Consider the following 22,576-nt stretch of genomic DNA (forward strand, 5'->3'; position numbering starts at 1 on the left):
CTCAGTAGGCGAAGGAGAGGGGAGCGTCGGTGGGGGAGTCGTTGCCGTCGTCGGAGTTCTCCGAATCGGGCGAGGGTGGCGAGGTGACGGCGATTCCTCCGGAGGCGTACCGGCGCATCAGCGTGAACCAGACCACAGCGAGCACGGTGTAGAGCACCGTGAACGTGACGGTGGCAGCGATCACCTCACCGGCCACCACGGAGGTGGAGACACCGTCCTGAGTGAGCAGGCGAATCGCATCGACGCCCGTGGGGTCCGGGTTCGGGACCACCACCCAGGGCTGGCGGCCGGTCTCGGTGAAGATCCATCCGAACGAGGCCGCGATGAAGGGCATCGGTAGCGCAATGAGGCACAGTCTCGCGAACCAGCGGTTCTCGGTGACCCGGCCCTTGCGCAGCAGCCACAGACCCGCCGCGGCGAGCAGTCCGCTGAAGATCGCGAACCCGATCATCAACCGGAACGACCAGTAGGTGAGTGCGAGATTGGGCTGGTAGTCGACACCTTCGCCGTAGGCGGCCTCGTATTCGGTCTGCAGGTCCTCAACTCCGGGGAGGTAGCCGTCGAACTCACCGGTGCCGAGGTAGCTGGTCAGGCCCGGCACGGTGAGGATGTGCTCGACGCCTTCGCAGGAGTTGGAGAGGTCTCCGATGGTCAGGATCGAGAATGCGGCTCCGCTCTCACCCTCGCAGAGGGCCTCCGCCGCCGACATCTTCATCGGCTGCTGCTCGTACATGAGCTTGGCCTGCCAGTCCCCGGTGATCGCCACACCGGCGCCCGCGAGAACGATCGTGACCATACCCAGGATGGCTGCCGGGCGGTAGATGGTGCGGGCCGTCTCGCGGTCACCCGAGCGGACCGACTTGACGATCCACCATCCGGCCACGCCGGCCACGAATGTGCCGCCCACCAGCAGGGCGGAGGCGACCGTGTGGCTGAAGGCGGCGAGCAACGTGTTGTTGGTCATCACGGCACCGAAGTCGGTCATCTCGGCTCGCCCGGTGGTCTCGTTGTAGATCGCGCCCACGGGGTGCTGCATCCACGAGTTCGCCGCCAAGATGAAGTACGCCGAGATGTTCGTAGCGATCGCGACGACCCAGATGCAGGCCAGGTGGACCTTCTTCGGCAGCTTGTCCCAGCCGAAGATCCACAGGCCGAGGAAGGTGGACTCGAAGAAGAACGCTGCCAGTCCCTCGATGGCCAGCGGTGCACCGAACACGTCTCCCACGAACCGGGAGTACTCGCTCCAGTTCATCCCGAACTGGAACTCCTGCACGATCCCGGTGACCACACCGACCGCGAAGTTGATCAGCAGCAGTTTGCCGAAGAACTTGGTGAGTTTCAGCCACGCCTGCGATCCAGTGCGTACCCACATCGTCTGCATGATCGCCACCAATGGCGCCAGGCCGATCGTGAGGGGCACGAAGATGAAGTGGTAGACCGTGACGATGGCGAACTGCCATCGAGCCAGATCGAGGGTGTCCACGCCGCTGCGTCCTTCCGTGGTGGGTGCTTTCACGGTAGGGCGGCTATTGCGCCGTTCTCCGGGACGAAGGTCCCGGCCGCCGTGGCGGTGCGGCGTGCCGGTTCGTGGCCACGTCCGCCGACGTAGACCCCTCCTGTGCGATACTCCTCGTGGTGACCGGCTCGTTCCATACCTGCCGGGAGCCCGGTGACATCGGCAAAGGTAGTTGGGGTCATGGAGTACGCGCCGCCTCAGGTGGCTGGCGCGGCCCAGGACCGACCACCCGGCGAACGTGCCCCCATGGTGCGTGATGGCACTGGCGGACGGCCGATGCGACCAGATCGTGAGGCCCGAGCACCAAGGACTTTTGACGGATCGCTTCACCGGAGGCGGCCGACGAACCGCCCTCGGATATCAGGTGGGTATGGCTGGTATCCGACGGCCAGGGGAATGACCCGTGTCAGACGAACAGCAGAACATCACCTCTAGCGCGACCGACCACGAGGGTGTGGAGCAGCCGCGCAAACGCCGGTCCCGCCGCGCCACCGCACCAGCGATGACGCCGGAGGTCCCGACCGCCCCGGAAAGCCCAGCACCGGTGGGCGAGCCCGCGCCGGAGCGGCCGTCGGCCGCGGACGGCGAGCAGGTCACGGTGGCGGACGCACCGGCCGCTCAGCGCGCGGCCGAACCGACCGCCGAGGAGCCCGCACCGGAGAAGCCGAAGCGGGCGCCCCGGAAGCGAGCCGCCAAGAAGAAGGTCGAGCCCACCGACTCGGACGCGGCAGCACAGTCCCCGGCCGGTGACGACGCGCCCACCGCTGCGACCCCAGCCGTCAGCGCCATCGCACAGGATCCGTCCGCGGAGAGTGCGCCGAACGAGAGTGCGCCGAGTGAGAGCGCGCCGACAGCCGCGACGGAGGTACCGGTCGCTGAGAATCAGGCGGCCCCCAAGCGCAAACGCGGCGGCCGCCGCGCGATCTCCGGCGGCGGGACTCCTGAACCGGCCCCAGCGCTGGATGTCTTCGCCGCCTTCGGGGTACAACGCGAGGACGACGCCAACGAGGCGCCGTCGGCCCGGGCACCCGAACTCGACCTCGACGTGCCCTCACGCGGTGCGGCTACTGCCGCCGAAGATCAGGCCGACGATGAGGCCATCACGGATGAGCCGGAAGCGGAACACGAGGAGGATTCGCCCCGCCTGCCCGCTACGGCGCTGCTGTTCCAGGCTCCGGACACCTCCCGTGGGCGACGGCGCCGACGCTCCACCGATTCGGGAACCACTGACGGTGCCGATGCTGGTCGTGATGACACAGACAGCGACAAGACCAGCGCCGACACGGCTGACGACGAGCGGAGCGCCGAGCCTGGGGCGAAGAAGAAGGGCAGGGGAGGCTCCCGCAAGAAGCGCAGCGGCCAGACCGAGCCCGACTCGGCCCGCGACGATGGCAGCGACGATGGCTCCGCCCAGGCTGGCCAGGATGACCAGGATGGCAACGAATCCGGCGCCGACTCCGGCGACGGGGACGAGTCCGGTTCCTCCGGCGGGAAGCGTCGCCGCCGCCGTGGTGGCCGCGGGCGCCGTAAGTCGGGCAGTGGAAGCGGTGAAACACAGCAGAACCAGGATTCGCCCGACGGGCCGGGGGCGCCCGCCGATGCAGCCGACCCCGACGACTCCGCTGGGTCGGACAACGTCGAGAACGGCGACGATGGCTCCGACGATGGTGATGGCAATGGCTCCTCGCGCCGCCGGCGCCGCCGTCGAAGCCGTGGATCTCGTGGCGGTGACGAATCCGCATCGGCCAAGGATGAGGTGACCGCGCTCAAGGGTTCCACTCGCTTGGAGGCCAAACGTCAGCGTCGCCGGGAAGGCCGGGACTCCAACCGCCGTCGTTCGATCATCACCGAGGCCGAGTTCCTCGCGCGCCGTGAGTCCGTGGACCGCTCCATGGTGGTGCGCGAGCGCGACGGCCGCACCCAGATCGCCGTCCTCGAAGACAACGTGCTCGTGGAGCACTACGTGGCGCGCAAGACGCAGAGCTCGATGGTGGGCAATGTCTACCTCGGCCGGGTGCAGAACGTCCTGCCCTCGATGGAGGCAGCATTCGTGGATCTCGGCAAGGGGCGCAACGCCGTCCTCTATGCCGGTGAAGTGAACTGGGACGCCGCCGGGCTCGACGGGCAACCGCGCCGGATCGAGCAGGCACTCTCCTCGGGCGATTCTGTGCTGGTCCAGGTGACCAAGGATCCGATCGGGCACAAGGGCGCCCGCCTCACCGCGCAGATCACCCTCGCCGGCCGTTACCTGGTGCTCGTGCCTTCCGGCTCGATGACCGGGATTTCCCGCAAACTGCCGGACACCGAACGCAACCGGCTGAAGAAGCTGCTCAAGGAAATCGTCCCGGACGGTCAAGGCGTGATCGTGCGCACGGCTGCTGAAGGTGCGAGCGAAGACGCGCTGCGTCACGATGTTGAGCGTCTGACGAAGCAGTGGGACGACATCCAGACCAAGGTGAACCGCAAGTCGACGAGTGCTCCGGTGCTTCTCAAAGGCGAACCCGAACTCTCCACCCGGGTGGTGCGTGACGTCTTCAACGAAGACTTCAAGAAGCTCGTGGTGGCCGGTGAGGATGCCTGGAAGACGATCTCCGAGTACGTGGCTGCTGTAGCGCCCGATCTCACCGAGCGGTTGAGCCACTGGGACGAGCCCACGGACGTCTTTGCCGAGTACCGGATCGATGAGCAGCTGGCCAAGGGGATGGACCGCAAGGTATTCCTGCCCTCCGGCGGCTCCCTGGTGATTGACCGCACCGAAGCCATGACCGTCGTGGATGTGAACACCGGCAAGTTCACCGGGTCCGGCGGAACGCTCGAGGAGACCGTCACGAAGAACAACCTCGAGGCGGCCGAGGAGATCGTGCGCCAGCTTCGGTTGCGCGACATCGGCGGCATCATCGTGGTGGACTTCATTGACATGGTGCTCGAGGCCAACCGCGACCTGGTGATGCGGCGCTTGGTGGAGTGCCTCGGACGGGACCGCACCCGCCATCAGGTGGCTGAGGTGACCTCGCTGGGGCTGGTGCAGATGACCCGTAAGCGGGTGGGCCAGGGCCTTGTGGAGGCGTTCAGCGAGACGTGCGAACACTGCAACGGCCGGGGCTTCCTCGTGCACGCCGACCCGGTGGAGACCACGGACAAGGGGTCCAGTAACGGGTCGGATAACGCCCCCGAAGCAGGGCGCTCCAACCGGCGCCGGAAGAGCCGTCCGGACAAGCCCGCCATCCCTGAGCCCGAGGTGGACCCGGAGAAGCAAGCCCAGGTGCGCGCCACCTTGGCCACCATCGCGGCCGCAGCCGCGCACGCGCACGAGCACGAGCAGCAGCAGGACGACAGCGATTCGAGTGAGGCGAGCAGCGTGGGCCCCTCGGCCGCGACGGACGCTCCGGAGTCAGACGTCACGCCGCTGGACACGGCAGAATCGGTGGCCCCGCACGGGGACCCCGGTCAGCCGGTCGCCCCGAAAGGGGGTGCAGGTGAGCCCGTCACCCCGAAAGGGGGTGACGCCGAGTCGGCAGGCCCGAAAGGGGACGACGCTGGGGCAGGCGCTGCGCAGGTGGATGCCGTGGAGCCGGGAGAGGCCGGGCCAGCAACCTCGGCGGCGCCGAACGTGAGCCATGCCGAGGTGATCCTGGAGCACGTCCAGGCCGCCGAGGACAAGCCGGCTCCGTAGTCTGCTCAGTTCAGACGTCGGCTGAGATGGATGGTGACCTCGTCACCATCGGTCTTGCCGATGGCGCGCCGGATCGCGGCGGCAACCGGCAGTTTGTGGGTGCCGTCGCCCAGGGCCATGAACGCGCCCTGGAAGGGTTCGCCGTCGATGGTGCCGGCGACCTTCACCAGCCCTCGCGTCCCGAAGACCTGCGCGGAACCAGGCAGCTGCACACAGGTCCAGGTGTCACCTTCTCGCACCTTTCCCAGGGTCGCCGTGAAGGTGATGTCGATCGGTCCGGTCGTCGTACTCATGCGATGCTCCTGCGTCTCGGTCGGGTGGTGGTCGCGGCTCAGGTGAACAGTCCAAGGATGAGTCCGATGGCGACGAGCTTGATCAGCCAGTCGACCGCGTGCGTCGCAGCGGACCGGGCCGGTGCCTTCTCCCAGAGCACAGAGCCGGTCAGAAGCACGACGGGCAGCGCCCACAACGCCAGACCGAGCAGCACGCCCTGCGCCGGGCCGGCCCAGCCGGCCGTGACCAGCAGGCCGGCAACGAGTCCGGAGACGGTCGCGCTGCGAAGCAGTTCGATGACGATCTGCCCGGGCCGCGGCCGTTCCTGTGGTGCAGCCTTCGCAGGCGGTCCTTGGGGCATGAGCGCGTAGAAGACCGAGCTGATGATGAACGCCGCGAGTGTGGCCACGGCGATTCCGAGTGCAAGCATCTGGGTGCCTTCCAGGATGTTTAGTACTGGCTGGTATCTTTCTAGCAGACTAGGGGGAGCAGTAAGATACCGTCAAGTACTTAATGGAGGCCGATGATGCAGGAGAGCCGACCGCGTCGACCGGGACGTCCGCCGGGCAGCGCTGGTGACGAGCTTCTGGAGATCGCCCGGCGGGAGTTCCTCGCTCAGGGCTATGCCGGAACCACGATGGCCGCGATCGCGGGCGCCGCTCGGATCTCGAAGAACTCCCTCTACCGGGAGTACGCCTCCAAAGAGGTCCTCTACGCCGCCGTTGTCAGCGACTGGGTGGACCGGGGGCGCGATGCGATGCGACCGCACACGGAGGCACTCCTCGCGGCTACGGACTTCGAAGGGGAACTGGGTCAGCTGGCGCGCACGATCCAGGCAGCCGTACTCAGCCCCCCGGTGCGTCAGATGCGCACCTTGGTCGCCGCCGAGGCAACTCGATTCCCCGAGATCGCCACCGACTACGTCACGCGAAGCTGGGAACGCAACATCCAGACCCTCGCAGATACCTTCGCCATCCTCGCAGAACGCGGCACGATCACCGTTGAAGCTCCGCACGTCGCGGCCGAGCAGTTCACCTGGCTCACCGTGGCCGCACCTCTGAACCGGATGACCCTCGACGCCGGCTCACATCCCTATGGTCAGGACCAGTTGGACGCCATCGCCGACGAGGCCGTCGCGACGTTCCTTGCACGCTTCGCCCTGCCTCGTGTTGCGTCGTGAGGTCCGACTACCTCAGCGCGTGGTCTGAGCCATCCGGCGTAGCCACCATGCCCGGCCGAGCACCGGGAAGACCGCCAGCGCCAGGAGCGTGAGTAGCCCGGCCGTGGCCACCGACCATCCGGCGAGAGTGATCGGCGTGGTCACCGCGGCCCAGAAGCCGAGAATGAGCAGACCCCGGGAAGCCGGCCCCACCGATCGAGCGCGACTCGAGCGCGACCCATCGGCGAAAACGTCATCGGTGGGCTGGACGCGCGCGGCGTGGGTGTCACCGACGCTCAGGCCGGCGGCCTCGGCGAAGCCCGCGAGGTTCGTCAGATCACCAGAAGGCACCCACGCGTCGAGGGGCAGGACGGCCCGCCAGTGCCCCCACCGGTCCACGAGCGCCACCGCCCACGGTCCGTCGTCGTCCATCAGGCGCCGCAACGCCACCACACCCAACTCGGTGTCGCCGGGCCCGGACAGCCAGGCCACGTGGCCGCCCGGACCTCGCACGCTCAGGTCCGTGCCGTCGTAGGCCAACGCGGCGCGATGGGCGAACGCGCGGGTTCTTCCTGGGCTCTTCCCTGGCCGATACAGGGCGATGGGTCGCCGCGCCGACCGGTCCCGGAGCACCTGATAGCCCCACCACAGCCACGGTTCGGCTACGGCCACGATCGCCCAGATCACGCACAGGCGGATGAACCACGTGTCAGCCAGCAGATAGGCGCTGCCGAGCCCACCGATCACGATCGCCCAGGCCGCCGGACCGCGGATCACCGTGTTCGCAGGGGACGCCGGGCCGGTGTCGCCGCGCCAGAACCGGCGGCGCTTCGCCCGGCGCTTGTACGCCACGACCGGATAGGCGCCGCCGCCGCGGTAGGCCAGCAGGTGCGGCGCCGGCCGTACCATGTCGACCACGGCGGGTGGGTCGTAACCCGGAGATCCAGGTGTGGCGGCCGGCGTCACTGTGCCGCCGGCTGCCCGTGGCCTCCTCGTAGGCTTGAGTGGCGTGGCAGTGGGCGGATGCATCACCCCACGGCGAATCGGGACATCGAGGATCGCGGCACCTCGCGCGATCCCCATGGTCTCCAGCCCCCACACCAGCAGATCCCGCGCTCGGAGCGGTTCGGCAGCCGGAACCGTCGCCCGGTACTGACCCACCTGGTACTCCGGCTGCACCATCCAGTCGGCGAGGGCGATGGCGCCCAGGCTGTGCCCGGACGCAGCGCAGAAGTGCACCACGCCCAACTCGTCGTAGAGGGGGACCGGTGCGTATCGCTCGGCTGGGTCGTAGGGCGCTAACACGTTCCGGGGTACCGGTGGGGCCACATGCATCAGGAAGGCGATCGGTTCGTCGGTGCCGATAGTTCGTACACCCGCTGACGTGGTGATCTGTACCCGGTCAGCAGTGAACAGCACGCGGGCGTTGCGAGCCCACCGTCGCTGCGGTGTGGCGCGGGCGGAGGCACGCAACTCGATCCGTCCGCTGCTCGCGGGTGTGAGCGGCACCGCCGGGCGCTCGAACTCCCACACCGCGGCCGTGAACACGTTCGTGATGTACTCCGCCGTGCGAGCGGCCTCGGCCACATCGCCGGCGAGCATGAGGCGGTGCATTCCACCCGCTGGGCGCTGGTGTGCTGGTGGGAGCCGTTGCGCCACCGCCTCGATCCGCTGCACCGTCGCCGCCAGGCAGGCTCGGAACCCGTAGATCGGTTCCTCGTTCGGGTCGGTCGTCGGCGGCGCCTGCCCCACAGGGGCATCCTGGCTGATCATTGGCTCGCCCCACGAGGTCACCGTGGGCATCGCCAGGGTGCGGGTCTCGATGTCGGTCAGCGCCCAGCCGCTCATGCGTTCCTGGGTGCGGGTCAGGCCATCGGTGAGCCGGACGAGCAGCTGCCGGAGTCCCTGGTGCTGCGGGGGCAGGAAGGCGAGCAGTTCGGCGACACTCCGGTGTGCGCGCGAGACCGAGGAGCCTGCCTCCTCGAACGGGTCGCCTCCGCGTGCCAGTAGTAACTGGGTGGCGGTGTGCGGCCGCGCCGGGCGCATCGAAGCATCGCTCATGAGAGCTCCAACGTAGCGGGGAGTTCGTGCCGGTCTGTGCCGGCGTGATGGGCAGGCCGCCCCATCAGTGGGCGGATCACCGCACTAGGAACTGGCAAGCACCCGGGGTTCGATGCGCTCCTCGCTCACCTGGGCGTCGGGGCCCCGGAGCACGCGGTAGGCACCCTTCCCTGCGCGCTCGGTGACCGCCTCCACCAGGGAGGTGCCCTCGTAGACCAGACCCACGCCGTCGTCGGTGCAGTGTGTTTCGCCCAGAGTGCCCTCGCCCACGAGGGCGTGCACGAGCGGACGACGGCGTTCCTCGCTGTCGTAGTGGACCCCGTTGGCGTAGGGCAACAGTCCGAGCCCATTGGTCACCGGGCGCAGCTCAGGTCCGAAGGAGTCGGTGGTGCCACCGGTGAACCAGCAGATGGATCCCGCGCTGACCCCTGCGAGTACCACACCGGCCTGCCAGACCCGGGCGAAGATCTCGTCCAGGTCATGCACCCGCCACACCGCGAGCAGATTCGCCACCGAGCCGCCATCCACCCAGATCACGTCCTGCTCCAGCAGGTGAGCCTCGACGTCCTGCACGTTCGGCATCGTGAACAGTCGCAAGGCGGTGAGCTCGAAACCCGCCACGCGCCCGGCCTCGGACATCGCCGCGATCCGCCAGTCCTGATCGCCGCCGGCCGTGCCGAGGTAGGTCAACCGCGGGGAGCGCCCACTCACCCCGGCCCGGTCGACGGCGTGGTGCACCAGCGCATCGAACTCCAGCCGGGTGCGGTACCCGGGGCGATAGCCACCTGAGGTGGCAACGATCGTGGGCTGCGAAGCAGGCACAGCAAGAACTCCTGTCGAGTGGGGGTCGGTGAGCTAGCCTACTGATCGCTGATCAGAGAGAGGCCCAGGTCACTCGCGTGTGGTTTGCCCATCGGGCCGCGCGTCGCGTAATCTTGGGCGTCGGTGCTCAAACACCGCCTCCCGTGCGCGCCTGCGAAGGCGCCGGTCGCTGATCCAAGGTTCAAGTGGTAACTCGGCAGCCGCGTGTGTGTTGCGCATGGGTGCCCAGCAGTCTGTCGACAGAGAAGAGCAGGAAACGTGGTGTACGCGATCGTGAAGGCCGGCGGCCGACAGGAGAAGGTGTCTGTCGGCGACATCGTCGTCGTGGACCGGATGTCCGGGACCTCGGGCGACTCCGTGGAGCTCGAGCCCATCCTGCTCGTCGACGGTGACAAGGTCACCTCCGACGCGAAGGCGCTCGAGAAGGTGACGGTGACCGCCGAGATCGTCCGGGATGACAAGGGCAAGAAGATCTCCATCGTCAAGTACAAGAACAAGACCGGCTACCGCAAGCGCATGGGGCACCGCCAGAAGCTGACCCGCCTCAAGGTCACCGGCATCAAGTAAGCCCGAGCAGCACCGGCTCGCGCCGACGCTGCCCGACGTATCGACGAAGACTCGAGAAAGGTCTTACCCATGGCACACAAGAAGGGCGCCTCCTCCTCGCGGAACGGGCGCGACTCCAACGCTCAGCGCCTTGGCGTCAAGCGCTTCGGCGGTCAGGCTGTCAAGGCCGGCGAGATCATCGTCCGCCAGCGTGGCACGCACTTCCACCCGGGTCTGAACGTGGGCCGCGGTGGCGACGACACTTTGTTCGCCCTGCAGCCGGGTTCGGTCCAGTTCAGCCAGCGTCGCGGCCGCAAGGTTGTCGACATCGTCGCGGCCGAGGTCTGAGAACACTTCTCGACGGCGGGGGCGCAGCGGCTAGCGGTCGCTGTGCCCCCGCCGTCTTTGTCGCATGAGGGCGGATCCTCTGCCCACACCGGAGGGATGAATCATGGCCAGCTTCGTCGACCGCGTGGTGGTGCACGCGCGCGGGGGTGATGGCGGCCACGGGTGCGCCTCGGTCCACCGGGAGAAGTTCAAGCCCCTCGGCGGGCCGGACGGCGCCAATGGCGGCTCTGGCGGCGATGTGGTGCTCGTGGTTGACCCGCAGGTGACCACGCTGCTCGACTACCACCACCTGCCCCACCGCCGTGCCAAGAACGGCACGCCTGGAATGGGCGATATGCGCACTGGGCGGCACGGGGACATGCTCGAGTTGCCGGTTCCGGACGGCACAGTGGTGAAGACCCGCGACGGTGAGGTGCTCGCGGACCTGGTGGGGGTGGGGACCCGGTTCGTCGCTGCCGAAGGTGGGCGTGGCGGGCTCGGCAATGCTGCCCTCGCCTCCCCGAAGCGCAAGGCACCGGGATTCGCCCTGCTTGGGGAACCGGGCCAAGAGCGCGAACTGGTGCTCGAACTCAAGACGGTGGCCGATGTGGCGCTGGTGGGGTACCCGAGCGCCGGGAAGTCCTCCCTGATCGCAGCGATTTCCGCTGCCCGGCCGAAGATTGCTGACTACCCGTTCACCACCCTGGTGCCCAATCTCGGCGTGGTGCAGGCGGGGGACCAGCGCTTCACTGTGGCCGATGTGCCTGGCCTGATCCCCGGTGCCAGCGAAGGCAAGGGCCTGGGCCTGGAGTTCCTGCGGCACATCGAACGGTGTGCGGTGATCGTGCACGTCCTCGACTGCGCCACGCTCGAACCCGGGCGGGACCCGATCAGTGACCTGGATGTGATCGAGGCCGAACTCGGCGCCTACGCCGGGGATCTGGGCATTGATGGCGGCCGCGTTCCGTTGGCGGACCGGCCACGTCTGGTGGTGCTGAACAAGATCGACGTGCCTGAGGCGCGTGACCTGGCCGAACTGGTGCGCCCCGATCTCCAGGAGCGTGGGCTGCGCGTGCTGGAGATCTCGACGGCGTCCCATGAGGGCCTGCGTCCGCTCACCTTCGCCCTGGCCGAGCTGGTGCTGCAAGCGCGTGCCGAGGCACCCGCGCCGGAGCCGACGCCCACTGTGCTGCGCCCCCGTGCGGTGAATGAGAAGTCGTTCACGGTGACCCGGCGCGAGAGCGACCATGTGTACTACCTGGTGCGTGGTGACAAGCCGGAGCGGTGGGTCCGCCAGACCGACTTCGCCAACGACGAGGCTGTCGGCTACCTTGCCGATCGGCTCGCCAAGGCGGGCGTGGAGGATGAACTGTTCCGCGCGGGTGCTCAGGCGGGCGATGAAGTGGTCATCGGTGACGGACCGAACGGAGTGGTCTTCGACTGGGAGCCCACGATGGCGGTAGGCGCCGAATTGCTCGCCGGTCCCCGCGGCAGCGACCTGCGCCTGGAGGACCGCCACCGGCCGACCCGCGCAGCGAAGCGCGAAGCCTTCCACGAGAAGATGGACGCCAAGGCTGTGGCGCGCGATGAGCTGTGGGCCGAGGGGGAGGACTCCGCGCCCGTCCGTGGGGAGGACGAGGGCCCGGAGGCCGGCAGGTGACGCCTTCGTTGCCGGACCGGGCGGCGTTCGCGGACACCCGCCGAGCGCAACGCATCGTCGTCAAGGTCGGATCGTCCTCGCTCACCGATACGGCCGGTCGCCTCGACGTCTCCCGTCTGGGTGACCTGGTCGATGTGCTCGCGGCACGGATCGCCGACGGCGGTCAGGTCACCCTGGTCTCCTCCGGCGCCATTGCGTCGGCACTGACCGTACTGGGGCTGCCCGGCCGCCCCCGAGACCTCTCCCTCGCCCAGGCAGCGGCAAGCGTGGGCCAGGGCTTGCTGATGGCGCATTACATGCGGGCGTTCTCGGTGCACGGCTTGCACGTGGGCCAGGTGCTGCTCACTGTGGAGGACGTGATCCGGCGCGGGCATTACCGGAATGCTCAACGAGCCCTGAACCGGCTGCTCGACCTCGGCGTGGTGCCGATCGTGAATGAGAACGACACAGTCGCCACCCACGAGATCCGGTTCGGAGACAATGACCGGGTGGCTGCCTTGGTGGCGCATCTGACGCAGGCTGACGCGCTGCTACTCCTCAGCGATGTGGACGCACTTTACGACGGCCCCCCGGATTTGCCCGGTGCGAAGCGGATCGTGCGGGTGGACCGCCCCGAGGACCTGGACGACCTGGTGATCACGGCGGACGGCAGCACCGTGGGCACGGGCGGGATGGTCACCAAGGTGGAGGCCGCGACGATTGCCACCGGCTCCGGGGTGCCGGTGGTGCTGACCAGTGCGGCGAACGCCGCGGCGGCCCTGGCCGGCGAGGATGTCGGTACCTGGTTCGCCCCCACCGGGCGGCGGATCCAAACGCGGCGGCTCTGGCTGGCGCACGCCGCGCACACGCGTGGGCGCGTGGTGCTCGACGAGGGCGCGGTGCGCGCGATCACCACCGGGAAGAAGTCCCTCCTCGCGGCCGGGGTGATCGGGGTGGAAGGTGACTTCGAGGCAGGCGATCCGGTGGAGCTGGTGGGTACGGACGCAGTGGTGGTGGCGCGCGGACTGGTGGGCTATTCGGCGGAGGAACTTCCCGCGAGGATGGGCCGGACCTCACAGCAGCTCGCGCAGGCCTTCGGCGACGGCAACGCCCGCACGGTGGTGCACCGGGACGACATGGTGCAGGTCAGGCGGCGCTCCGCGCAGGTCGGCGAGCGGTAGGAGGCGGATACGGGTCGCGCCTCAGCGCGGGGACTGCGGCCGCTCACGGTGCGGAGCAACCTGGCCTGCCCTGCCCGCACTCGGCGAGATGGGGCGCGTTCGTGAGCTGCGTATGCTCCCCGAGGCGATGGTAGGAGCGGTCGTGGTACACCAATGGCGCACCGGTACGTGCCGTGTGTGATTCCACTGCGCGAAGGGTGATCAGGTAACTGTTGCCGGCCGGGGTGCGCTGCAGTATCCGGGCGCGGAGCCAGGCGGCCGCGTCAGAGAGGACGGGCTCACCGGTGGCCAGACGATGCCAGGTCACCCCGGCGAACCGGTCGGCCCCGCGGCGCGCGAACTGGTGGGCGAGGTGGGCATCGGCGGAATCCAGCAGGTGGACCACGACGGTTCCGGCGCTGGCAAGCGGATCCCATGAGGACGATCGGGCATCGATGGAGAAGGCGAGCAACGCAGGCTCTGCCGAGACGGAGATGACCGACGTGACAGTCAGTCCGATGGGTCGGCCATCTGGCGCGCTGAAGGTCACCACCGCGACTCCTGCCGGATGCTGGCGGAACATGCCCTTGTACGCATCCGGCGTCACCTGGCGTTCGTCCTGTTCGACGAGGAGGCGCTCGAAGGCGCCGACCGGATCGTGGTGTTCGGGCACGGGGCCTTCTTTCGGCAACGGCTGCAGACTCGACTCCTGACGCTACTCTCCTTCACCGGACCCGACCGCACCTGGTGTGATGTCCGCCACGTCTCACGATTTGGTTGACACGTCATCCAAATCGCCCGTACAGTCATGACCAAGGTCTTGAGTGTCAGCGACGCGGCCCCGGCCAGCTGACCGGCAACCCTCCACATGCGGTGGGGTGCCCCGGGTGACGACCTGGCCCCGGCCAACTGGTGCGGGGCAAGCGCAGCATCGCACTCGCGGTGAACGAGAGAAGGACCCTGAAGCAGATGAACCAGGACTGGACCACAGTGCCCGTACGGCCCGCACTGAGCGCCACCACCTGTGTCATGTGCTGTTGTCCCATGCCGGCCTGAGCCGAGCTTCATCCGATGTCTCGGGCGCCTTCGCCCCTTCGGCATCACCCTCGGTTCGCAGGTGCACATCTGCCGGTGGCGTGACACCACCGGCGTGCATCCGGCGTGATCGAGCACTCCCGGCCTCTCGCCCGTAAAGGACAACACTCATGTCTTCTGCATCGCCTGCACCCCTGAACACCTCCCTCATCGCCCTAGATCTCTCCGGCGCCGGCGCGCCCCGTGAGTGGCGCCGCGCCGAAGACTCCGACGCTGAGTCCTTCATCATGGGCCGCCTTGCCGGTCTCGCCGCACTGGCCGACAAGGGCGGGGTCGATGTGCTCTCCCTCGATGAGAGCTTCCACGCTGCCGGTCAGCGCCGCCGGGACGACTGGCTCGACGGCGCCGTGGCCGCCTCGCGCCTGTCCCGGCACACCACCTCGGCCACCCTGGTGGCGACAGTGCCGCTGAGCAGCAGTCGCCCCGAGCACATCGCGGGAGCGGTAGCGAGCGTGCATCGCGCCTCGGCCGGCCGCGCTGGTTGGCAGCTCGAGGTGGCTGAGTCAGGTACCCGCAATCGACGTGCCGTCGAGTCCGTGATCGGTGCGTGGCCCACGACGGCGGAGCGCCCCACGGGTGCCAAGGGGCGCCCCCAGGTGGTGGTGCCTGTACGTACCCCCGTGGATGGGGAGCTGGCTGCCGCCCGGGCAGACATCGCCCGGATCAGCGTGGCCACATTCGATGAGGCCGTGGCAGCTCGGGCCGCGATCCGTGAGGCAGCAGTGGAGTGGGGACGCAATCCCGACGACGTCCAGGTGCTCGTGGACGTGCACGCGGTGATCTCAGCCGATGTGCCGAGCGCGCGAGCCCGTTGGGACCTGCTGACATCCTTGGAGACCCAGCCGCGGCAGGTGCCGTTGCGCTCGATCGGTACGGCTGCCGACCTCGCCGACCTGTGGGCCACTTGGGTGCATGGGGGAGCGGCGGACGGCTTCACCGTGATCCCTGCCTCGGTGCCCACCGACGTGGTGGCGCTGGTTCAGGAGGTCATCCCACAGCTCGAGGCTCGCGGCTTGCGCAAGCCGCGAGCTGCTGCCGTGGATCAGGCACCGGCTCGCCGTGTGACGCGTCGCACGCCCGCGCGTCAGCGCTCGCACGCCACCGCCTGACGCTCCCCGAGCCCACCCGGCGGGTGGTGGCATGCCACGACCGGCGGGTGAGAGGTGTGCCACGAGGGCACGGTGAGCGGTGGACGGCCGGGATCGGGCGCGTATCATGGCGAGTGCGATCAAGCTTCGGCTCCGATCAGGGCATCGGGCGCACCAGCGGTGGGGTGGTGCGCGCACCGCCGCACCCTGGAGCATGAATGTCCCCGCTGAGTTCCTACCGGAACCTGTTCTCCCTGACGGGCGCGATCTACGTGATCGTCGCCTTCCTCGCGCGACTGCCGCTGGCGATGTCCCAGATCGGCGCACTGCTGCTCGTCTCGGCGGTGACGGGGTCCTACGGTGCCGGCGGCGCCGCGGCGGGAGCGACCGCCGTCGTGAACGCCGTGGTCTCACCGTTCGCGGGTGCGCTGACGGACCGGGTGGGACAACGTCGGGTGCTCCTGGTGCAGTCCGCGGTGGGTGCGGCGGGGCTGATCTGGTTGGTGCTCGCCGCGGCGGCCTACACCCAGGGTGAGCCCTGGTGGCCGCTCGTGCTGATCGCCGGGGCGAGTGGGGCGTTCCTTCCTCAGGTCGGCACGATGGCCCGGGTGCGCTGGCGTCCGATCGCGCGCCGTTCCGCTGGATCGGAGCAGCGCCTGGTGGATGCGGCGTTCTCTTACGAGGGTGCCGCCGACGAGGCGAGCTTCGTGCTCGGACCCGCCCTGGTGGGCGTGGTGGCCGCGATTCTCAACCCATCCGCGGCGCTGATCGCCGCCGGGGTGCTGCTTGCGGTGTTCGGGCTGTGGTTCGCGCTCCATCCGACGGCCGCCGTTGTTCCGCGACGGGACAGGCTGGCGAGCACGGCGCCCCTGCCACCCGTCCTGTTCGTGCTCGTGTTCGCCCAGTTGACCATCGGCATGATCTTCGGTTCGGTCCAGGCCGGTGCGTCGGTACTCGCCACAGAGGCGGGGGAGCCGGGCCTGACCGGCCTGTTGCACGCGCTACTCGGGATCGGCTCGGTGACCGCTGGGCTTGCTGTGGTGGCGGTGCCGGAGGCGTTCCGGTACGAGAACAGACTGCGCCTGTTCACCATCGCGTTGGCCGTGCTGAGTGTGCCGCTCCTGTTCGTGTCCTCGATCGGCGGGCTCGTCCCCGTGCTCATCGTGCTCGGGTTGGCAGTTGCGCCCTCGATGATCACCACCTTCACCTTGGCCGAGCGGATTAGCCCGCCGAGCCGCCTCGGAGCGGCGATGACGTTCCTCGCTGCGGCCACCGGCCTGGGCTATGCGGTCGGGTCCAGTGCGGCCGGCCGGCTCGCCGACTGGGGCGGCTACACGCCCGCGTTCGCCGTCACCATCGTGGGCGCCTCGCTGGCTGCCATTGTCGCTGTGGCCGGCGCGTGTGCCCTCCGCCGCGCCCAGGGTGTCCCGGCTGGACCTGTTCGTTAGGTTGGTGAACTCGGGACGTCCGGTGTTGCGCTCAGCGCCACCCACAGCCGCGCCATCGCGGCATCGCCACCCGTGGTGGAACTGCCCGGCATCACGAGCAGGCTCTCGGTGATCCTGCGGGAGCGTCCATTCCGCGACTACGCCGAACGCGCCGCCTGAGTGCGCAGGTAGCGAGCCGTATTCTGGGTGGATGAGCGTGGACACCAGTACACCGACCCCGATCACGGATGAGCAGGCCGCCGCCGGTGTGCGCGAGCTCGCCGAGAGCGCGAAGGGTGCCGCCCAGACGTTGCGCAGCGCCACGCGCGCCACCAAGGACGCCGCTTTGCTCGCACTCGCGGGCGCACTCGAAGCCGAGCAGAACATGATCCTGGCCGCGAACGCCGTTGACACCGAACGCGAAGCCGCGAGCGGGATGAGTCCGGGCTTGGTGGACCGGCTGCGCCTCACCCCGGAACGCATCACCACCATCGCCGACGCCCTGCGCGAACTCGCCGGACTTCCTGATCCGGTGGGGGAGGTAGTCCGCGGCCAGACGCTGCCGAATGGCCTCACCGTTCGCCAGGTGCGGGTGCCGATGGGCGTCGTCGGGATGATCTACGAAGCTCGGCCGAACGTCACGGTGGACGCCGCAGGACTGGCACTGAAGAGCGGGAACGCGGTGCTGCTACGCGGTGGCTCGGCCGCTGCGGCGAGCAACGAGGCCATCGTGAGCGTGCTCGGCGACGCCCTGGAATCGGTGGGCCTGCCGCGGACGGCGATCCAGTCGGTGGACCGCTACGGCCGACCGGGCGCGCGAGCCCTGATGCGTGCGCGCGGACTGGTGGACGTGCTCATCCCGCGCGGCGGCGCCGGCCTGATCCAGACCGTGGTGACCGAGTCGATCGTCCCGGTGATCGAGACCGGAGTGGGCAACTGCCACCTTTACGTGGACGCCACCGCCGACGTGGACGAAGCCTTAGCGATCCTGCTGAATGCGAAGACCCAGCGGGTCGGCGTGTGCAACGCCGTGGAGACCCTCCTGGTGCACGCCGATGCCACCCAGACGTTCCTGCCCGCCGCCTTGGCGGCGCTGGACGAGGCGGGCGTGCGAGTGCACGGTGACGAGACCTCGCGGGCCTGCGCACCGCCGTCGGCGGATGTGGAGGTGGCCACCGACGAGGACTGGGGTACCGAATACTTGAGCATGGATATCGCCGTGCGGGTGGTGCCGGACCTGGACACCGCGCTGGCGCACATCCGCACCTGGAGTTCGGGACACACCGAGGCGATCTGCAGCAACGACGTGCGTGCCATCCAGCGCTTCACCAGCGAGCTGGACTCCGCGGCACTCCTGGTGAACGCATCCACCCGGTTCACTGACGGTGGTCAGCTCGGACTCGGCGCGGAGATCGGCATCTCCACGCAGAAGCTGCACGCACGCGGTCCGATGGGGCTGGCCGAGTTGACCACCACCACGTGGATCGTGCAGGGATCCGGGCACGTGCGCCCCTGAGGCACCGGGCCACGGTGTACGTTCAGGTCGCTCGCCGATGCGGATGGTGCGCTCCCTGGCCCGGGCTGGTCGTGCGAGAATGAATGCTCGCAGATGTTGGCAGATGATGAAGGAGGACGACGTCGATGCGCAGCTCTTTGCTGGTCTTCGCCGCCGAGCAGGGTGAGCACGCCGCTGAGGGTCTTCAGCCGCTCGGATTCGGGTTGATCACCTTCGGCGTCCTGATGTTCCTGCTCCTGGTCACGCTCGCGTTCCGGAGCTTGGGCACGCGCAACCGTCAGCGCTGAGATGTGCGTGGATCCTGACGCCGTGGGGGCGCCGTCATGATCGCCTCGAAAGCCGTGCCCACCCGGGTGGGGATCATGGGCGGCACGTTCGATCCCATCCACCACGGACACCTGGTGGCGGCCAGCGAGGTGGCCGACGAGTTCGGGCTGGACGAGGTGGTGTTCGTGCCGACCGGTGCGCAGCCGTTCAAATTGGACCGCGCCGTTACGCTCGCCGAGCACCGCTATCTGATGGCCGTGATTGCCACGGCATCGAATCCCCGGTTCACCGTCTCCCGTGCTGATATCGACCGATCCGGGGTGACCTTCACCATCGACACGCTGCGTGACCTGCACGCGATGTATCCGAATGCTGAGCTCTTCTTCATCACCGGCGCCGACGCTCTCGGGCAGATCCTGCAGTGGAAGGACTCGGACGCGCTCTGGGACCTCGCTCACTTCGTCGGCGTGACCCGCCCAGGGCACCAGTTCGACACCGATGATCTTCCGCAGGGGGAGTACTCGTTGCAGGAGATACCCGCGATGGCAATCTCGTCCACGGACTGCCGTGAGCGCGTGCAGGCGGACAAGCCGGTCTGGTACCTGGTGCCGGACGGGGTGGTTCGGTACATCGGCAAGCATGGGCTCTACAAGGATCCGAGTACCTATCAACAACCGACGACGGCGGGGGGTACGCCGTGAGTGAGACGCCCACGGGAGGGCTGGGGGAGCGCCGCCGGCGACGGGAGGCTGAGCGTGCCCGCGCCGCTGCGGCGAGTACGGAACGGCCGATGACGCGCCGCGAGCGGCGCGCTCTGGAGGAGGCACTCGCCAGCGGCGCGATCCGGCTGACCGACTCCGGGTACGAGCCCACCGGCGAGGTTCCGACGACGACGTCCGGCCAGCACGCCCTCACCCCGGAGCAGATGCTGGCCGATGCGCCGCACGAGACGCAGGTTTCCCCCAGCTCGGTGACAGATGAAGCACAGAATGCGGAGTCTGAGGCATCGGATGGCGCGCAGACGTCACCGGTCGCCGAGCGTGCAGCGGAGGTCTCCTCGCAGTCACAGGGTGAGGTGGTCGATTCCGGCGTCGACACTGGAGCCGGTGAGCCGGCTCAGGAGACGGCGGCCGTTGAGCTGGAGGAACCGGTCGAGCACGGTCAGCAGCCGGATCAGCCGGATCAGCCGGATCAGCCGGATCAGCCGGACCAGCCGGACCAGCCGGACCTGCCGGACCAGCCGGATCGGGGCGAGCAGGAAGTCCCTGAACCACGACGGCCGAAGGTGTCCAGGCGGTCCCTGCGGCAGCAGTGGGATGCGGCCGAGGCGGAGGGCGCGCAGCCGGAGCAGCCGTCCGAACGGACGGCCACCGGTCGCCGTCCGGTGATCCGGCCGCCGGCTGCGGCACGTGGCATACGTGGCGTCGACGCCACGGGCGACCTCACGGGCATTCAGCGAGCCATCCGCGACATCAACTCGGCGCCGGACACAGCCTCGGAAGCCGAGACCGCCGCAGCGCCGAGCGAATCGGAGCACTCCGCCAGTTCACCTACCTCCTGGGACACGGCCGTGGGGTCGTTCGAGGTAGCGGCGGACAGTGCACCATTGCCCTCCACCCAACCTGGCGGCCAGGCGCCCGGCACCGGGGAGAGTGACGCGGACGAGGTGAGTTCCGCCGTCGGCGCGACGGGCCGCCTCTCGGCGAACGATGCTGTGGCACCGCAGGAAGAGAAGAGTGGCGCCGACGATCCGGCGGCGGACGCAGACGAACCTGATGACGCGTTCGACATGCGGCCCCGTTGGCCCAGTCTTACCGGTGTGCAGACGGGGGAGAACCCGATTCTGCGGATGGATCCGGAGGCCGAGCATGGGGATTCCGACGAGCTGCACCACGACGAGGATGAGGATGACCGGCACACGCCGATCTGGTTGATGGTGCTCTATGTTCTCGTTCTGGTGTTGGCGGCCGGGGTCCTCGCGCTACTGGTGTGGCGCATGGCCACGGGAGATCTCTTCGAGGACGGTGGGGCCGCCGCGCTGATGGGAGCAGCCTGGCGTGGTGCGGTGGACAGTTCCGGCCTGCACTGGTGATCTCTACGTCCGGACTGCCTCTCACGCTGGTCTGGACCGATCAGGGCGCTGTTCTCGGCGGTGTTCGCCGCGATGCCGCGTGCCGGGCGGGTGTCAGTGCACCGGGGCGCTGCTGCGCCCCTGTGTTCGTCCGCTGAGTTCGGCATCCAGCGTTTCCTGCGCCACGCGCATCTGCTCGGTGTAGGCCGGCTCCTGCAGGCGCTGCCACATGACGTCTTCAGGAACGTCCTCGACGTGGCTCGTGATCCACCAGATGTTCCCGAACGGGTCCTTGATGCGCCCCACGCGTTGTCCGAAGGCACTGTTCGCCAATTCTGTGATCACGCTGGCGCCGGCCGCCGTCGACCTGGCGAAAGTCTCGTCAGCATCATGGACGAAGATGCGTAGCAGCGTCGGCATGACCGGCCACTCGGTGCGGCGGTCGAAGGCGAGCAGGACGGTGTCTCCGACCCGGATCTCGCCGTGACCGATCGAGCCGTCCTCGGTCGCCACGCGGGCGATCTCCTGCCCGCCGAACGCCTGCGTGACGAAGTCGAGGAATGCTCCGGTGTCGTCGGTCACGATCCACGGTGCGACGCTGGTGTAGCCGGCCGGGGTCGGGCTCTGCTGAGTGGACATCTCGGTTCCTTTCGGGTTGTTCTCCTGGTTTCGCCCACAGTAGACGTCGATGAGGAAGACTTCGTTCCTAATTCCCGCGCCTTCGCCGAAAGGTGCTTCTCGCGCACGCCGAGGCCGTGTCACCCACCATGCGAGCCGTACCACCTAGACTCGAGGTGTTCGCGGCCGTACGCTCGCCGCTCGTACCAGACCTCAAGGAGCCCTGTGCCCGCAGACGACCGTTCTCGTGAACTCTCCGTGGTGGCCGCACGCGCCGCGGCCGGCGTGAAGGCGCGGGAGATCATCGCGCTTGACGTCTCCGAGCATCTGGTGCTCACCGACGTGTTCGTGGTGGCCTCCGGCTCTACCGAGCGCCAAGTGCGCGCCATCGTGGACGCCGTGGAGGAGGCGATGCGGCTCCAGGGCGCCAAGGCGGTGCGTCGTGAAGGCGTGTCCGAGGGGCGGTGGGTTCTGCTCGACTTCACTGACGTGATCGTGCATGTGCAGCACGAGGAAGACCGTCTCTACTACGCCCTTGAGCGCCTCTGGAAGGACTGCCCGCTCGTGGAGCTGCCCGAGGACGCCCGCGGTGAGGTCTCAGTGCTCGGTGCCGAGGGGGCCGGCGAACCGGATTCGCAGCTGTGACGGCCGGCACCGTGCTGCTGTGGCGGCACGGGCAGACCGACTACAACGCCGCCGGTCGGTTGCAGGGGCAAGTGGACATTCCCTTGAACCAGACGGGGATCGCGCAGGCCCAGGCGGCAGCGCGCCTTCTCGCCGCTAGTCGCCCCTCCGTGATCGTGGCGTCAGACCTGGTGCGCGCCCACGCGACGGCGCAGGTACTGGGCGAGTTGACCGATACCGCCGTGAGTACCGATACGCGGCTCCGTGAACGCAGCTTCGGCGAGTGGGAGGGCCTCACTCACGATCAGGTGGCGCAGGGATGGCCCGAACAGTTCGACGTGTGGCGCTCCGGAGGGTATCCGGAGGGTGTCGGAGCTGAGACCCGAGGTGATGTCGGACACAGGTTTGCGGCGGCAATTCAGGAGTGCTCGGACGCACTGGGGGAACAGGACGTCCTCGTGGTGACGTCGCATGGAGCCGCGATCGGCATTGGAATCTCGGCGCTCCTGGGTCTCGATCCGGAGTCCTCCCATGTGATCTCCGGGATCGGGAACTGCCATTGGTCGGTGCTGCGACACAACGCGAGCCACGGGCAACCCTGGCGTCTCGCCGGGCATAACCTCGGTGCACCGGACTCCGATTTCGCACGGGCCGCCCGCATCGTTTAGACTGGCGACCGCTCGCGAGAGCAACC

General features: G+C 68.5%; 22 protein-coding genes and 1 riboswitch. Of the genes, 14 read left to right on the forward strand and 8 right to left on the reverse strand.

Annotation, left to right across the window (positions count from 1 at the left end; all coding sequences use genetic code 11):
- Window position 1: 1 nt before the first annotated feature.
- Window positions 2-1,483, reverse strand: a complete 1,482-nt coding sequence (locus tag LQF10_RS07150; RefSeq protein ID WP_231067273.1) for a cytochrome ubiquinol oxidase subunit I — start codon at window positions 1,481-1,483, stop codon at window positions 2-4.
- A 29-nt stretch (window positions 1,484-1,512) separates the two neighbouring features.
- Window positions 1,513-1,698 (reverse strand): hypothetical protein, encoded by a 186-nt coding sequence (locus tag LQF10_RS07155; protein ID WP_231066789.1) that lies wholly within the window; start codon window positions 1,696-1,698, stop codon window positions 1,513-1,515.
- 221 nt (window positions 1,699-1,919) lie between these two features.
- On the opposite strand from LQF10_RS07155, the gene LQF10_RS07160 reads away from it, so the two are divergent.
- A complete protein-coding gene (locus LQF10_RS07160) occupies window positions 1,920-5,189 on the forward strand; it encodes an Rne/Rng family ribonuclease (protein ID WP_231066790.1) in 3,270 nt (1,089 codons plus the stop codon).
- A gap of 5 nt (window positions 5,190-5,194) precedes the next feature.
- On the opposite strand, the gene LQF10_RS07165 is transcribed toward LQF10_RS07160, so the two are convergent.
- Complete coding sequence (locus LQF10_RS07165; RefSeq protein WP_231066791.1) at window positions 5,195-5,482, reverse strand: DUF1905 domain-containing protein; 288 nt, start codon at window positions 5,480-5,482, stop codon at window positions 5,195-5,197.
- Window positions 5,483-5,520: 38 nt separating this feature from the next.
- A complete protein-coding gene (locus LQF10_RS07170) occupies window positions 5,521-5,892 on the reverse strand; it encodes a DUF1761 domain-containing protein (protein ID WP_231066792.1) in 372 nt (123 codons plus the stop codon).
- 93 nt (window positions 5,893-5,985) lie between these two features.
- Here LQF10_RS07170 and LQF10_RS07175 point away from each other — a divergent pair, with 93 nt between their 5' ends.
- Window positions 5,986-6,642 carry a TetR/AcrR family transcriptional regulator gene (locus LQF10_RS07175; RefSeq protein WP_231066793.1) on the forward strand — a complete coding sequence of 219 codons (657 nt, stop codon included), beginning with the start codon at window positions 5,986-5,988 and terminating at the stop codon, window positions 6,640-6,642.
- A gap of 12 nt (window positions 6,643-6,654) precedes the next feature.
- Here LQF10_RS07175 and LQF10_RS07180 read toward each other — a convergent pair whose 3' ends face one another.
- Together LQF10_RS07180 and LQF10_RS07185 are read right to left on the reverse strand one after the other, a co-directional pair.
- On the reverse strand, window positions 6,655-8,682 hold the full coding sequence (locus tag LQF10_RS07180) for a hypothetical protein (RefSeq protein ID WP_231066794.1): 2,028 nt from the start codon (window positions 8,680-8,682) through the stop codon (window positions 6,655-6,657).
- A gap of 84 nt (window positions 8,683-8,766) precedes the next feature.
- Window positions 8,767-9,504, reverse strand: a complete 738-nt coding sequence (locus tag LQF10_RS07185; RefSeq protein WP_231066795.1) for a Type 1 glutamine amidotransferase-like domain-containing protein — start codon at window positions 9,502-9,504, stop codon at window positions 8,767-8,769.
- A 258-nt stretch (window positions 9,505-9,762) separates the two neighbouring features.
- On the opposite strand from LQF10_RS07185, the gene rplU reads away from it, so the two are divergent.
- From rplU to proB, 4 genes are all read left to right on the forward strand, one after another.
- On the forward strand, window positions 9,763-10,071 hold the full coding sequence (gene rplU, locus LQF10_RS07190) for a 50S ribosomal protein L21 (RefSeq protein ID WP_231066796.1): 309 nt from the start codon (window positions 9,763-9,765) through the stop codon (window positions 10,069-10,071).
- A gap of 69 nt (window positions 10,072-10,140) precedes the next feature.
- Window positions 10,141-10,398 carry a 50S ribosomal protein L27 gene (gene rpmA, locus LQF10_RS07195; protein ID WP_231066797.1) on the forward strand — a complete coding sequence of 86 codons (258 nt, stop codon included), beginning with the start codon at window positions 10,141-10,143 and terminating at the stop codon, window positions 10,396-10,398.
- Between the two features lie 103 nt (window positions 10,399-10,501).
- Complete coding sequence (gene obgE / locus LQF10_RS07200) at window positions 10,502-12,037, forward strand: GTPase ObgE (RefSeq protein ID WP_231066798.1); 1,536 nt, start codon at window positions 10,502-10,504, stop codon at window positions 12,035-12,037.
- Complete coding sequence (gene proB / locus LQF10_RS07205; RefSeq protein ID WP_231066799.1) at window positions 12,034-13,197, forward strand: glutamate 5-kinase; 1,164 nt, start codon at window positions 12,034-12,036, stop codon at window positions 13,195-13,197. The genes obgE and proB overlap by 4 nt, the downstream gene beginning before the upstream one ends.
- Window positions 13,198-13,240: 43 nt before the next feature.
- On the opposite strand, the gene LQF10_RS07210 is transcribed toward proB, so the two are convergent.
- Complete coding sequence (locus LQF10_RS07210; protein ID WP_231066800.1) at window positions 13,241-13,849, reverse strand: flavin reductase family protein; 609 nt, start codon at window positions 13,847-13,849, stop codon at window positions 13,241-13,243.
- A 143-nt stretch (window positions 13,850-13,992) separates the two neighbouring features.
- A riboswitch (SAM riboswitch) is annotated at window positions 13,993-14,108 on the forward strand.
- 273 nt (window positions 14,109-14,381) lie between these two features.
- Between LQF10_RS07210 and LQF10_RS07215 the strand changes: the two genes are divergently transcribed.
- The 6 genes from LQF10_RS07215 (at window position 14,382) to LQF10_RS07240 (ending at window position 20,661) form a co-directional block, all read left to right on the forward strand.
- Window positions 14,382-15,380 carry a hypothetical protein gene (locus LQF10_RS07215; protein WP_231066801.1) on the forward strand — a complete coding sequence of 333 codons (999 nt, stop codon included), beginning with the start codon at window positions 14,382-14,384 and terminating at the stop codon, window positions 15,378-15,380.
- Between the two features lie 197 nt (window positions 15,381-15,577).
- Complete coding sequence (locus tag LQF10_RS07220; RefSeq protein ID WP_231066802.1) at window positions 15,578-16,807, forward strand: MFS transporter; 1,230 nt, start codon at window positions 15,578-15,580, stop codon at window positions 16,805-16,807.
- Window positions 16,808-16,997: 190 nt separating this feature from the next.
- The gene (locus tag LQF10_RS07225) at window positions 16,998-18,302 is read left to right on the forward strand and encodes a glutamate-5-semialdehyde dehydrogenase (RefSeq protein ID WP_231066803.1); all 1,305 of its coding nucleotides are present in this window, start codon (window positions 16,998-17,000) and stop codon (window positions 18,300-18,302) included.
- A gap of 125 nt (window positions 18,303-18,427) precedes the next feature.
- Window positions 18,428-18,589 (forward strand): hypothetical protein, encoded by a 162-nt coding sequence (locus LQF10_RS07230; RefSeq protein WP_231066804.1) that lies wholly within the window; start codon window positions 18,428-18,430, stop codon window positions 18,587-18,589.
- A 36-nt stretch (window positions 18,590-18,625) separates the two neighbouring features.
- Entirely contained in the window at window positions 18,626-19,270 is a 645-nt protein-coding gene (gene nadD, locus LQF10_RS07235) for a nicotinate-nucleotide adenylyltransferase (RefSeq protein WP_231066805.1), read from the forward strand.
- The gene (locus LQF10_RS07240) at window positions 19,267-20,661 is read left to right on the forward strand and encodes a hypothetical protein (protein WP_231066806.1); all 1,395 of its coding nucleotides are present in this window, start codon (window positions 19,267-19,269) and stop codon (window positions 20,659-20,661) included. The genes nadD and LQF10_RS07240 overlap by 4 nt, the downstream gene beginning before the upstream one ends.
- Before the next feature lie 93 nt (window positions 20,662-20,754).
- Here LQF10_RS07240 and LQF10_RS07245 read toward each other — a convergent pair whose 3' ends face one another.
- Window positions 20,755-21,279, reverse strand: coding sequence for a VOC family protein (locus LQF10_RS07245; protein ID WP_231066807.1), 525 nt, complete (start codon window positions 21,277-21,279; stop codon window positions 20,755-20,757).
- 204 nt (window positions 21,280-21,483) lie between these two features.
- Between LQF10_RS07245 and rsfS the strand changes: the two genes are divergently transcribed.
- Both rsfS and LQF10_RS07255 read left to right on the forward strand, forming a co-directional pair.
- Complete coding sequence (rsfS, locus tag LQF10_RS07250) at window positions 21,484-21,903, forward strand: ribosome silencing factor (RefSeq protein WP_231066808.1); 420 nt, start codon at window positions 21,484-21,486, stop codon at window positions 21,901-21,903.
- A complete protein-coding gene (locus tag LQF10_RS07255; protein ID WP_231066809.1) occupies window positions 21,900-22,550 on the forward strand; it encodes a histidine phosphatase family protein in 651 nt (216 codons plus the stop codon). Before rsfS ends, LQF10_RS07255 begins: the two co-directional genes overlap by 4 nt.
- Window positions 22,551-22,576 lie beyond the last annotated feature (26 nt).

This window comes from Ruania halotolerans (genome assembly GCF_021049285.1).
GTDB lineage: Bacteria > Actinomycetota > Actinomycetes > Actinomycetales > Beutenbergiaceae > Ruania > Ruania halotolerans.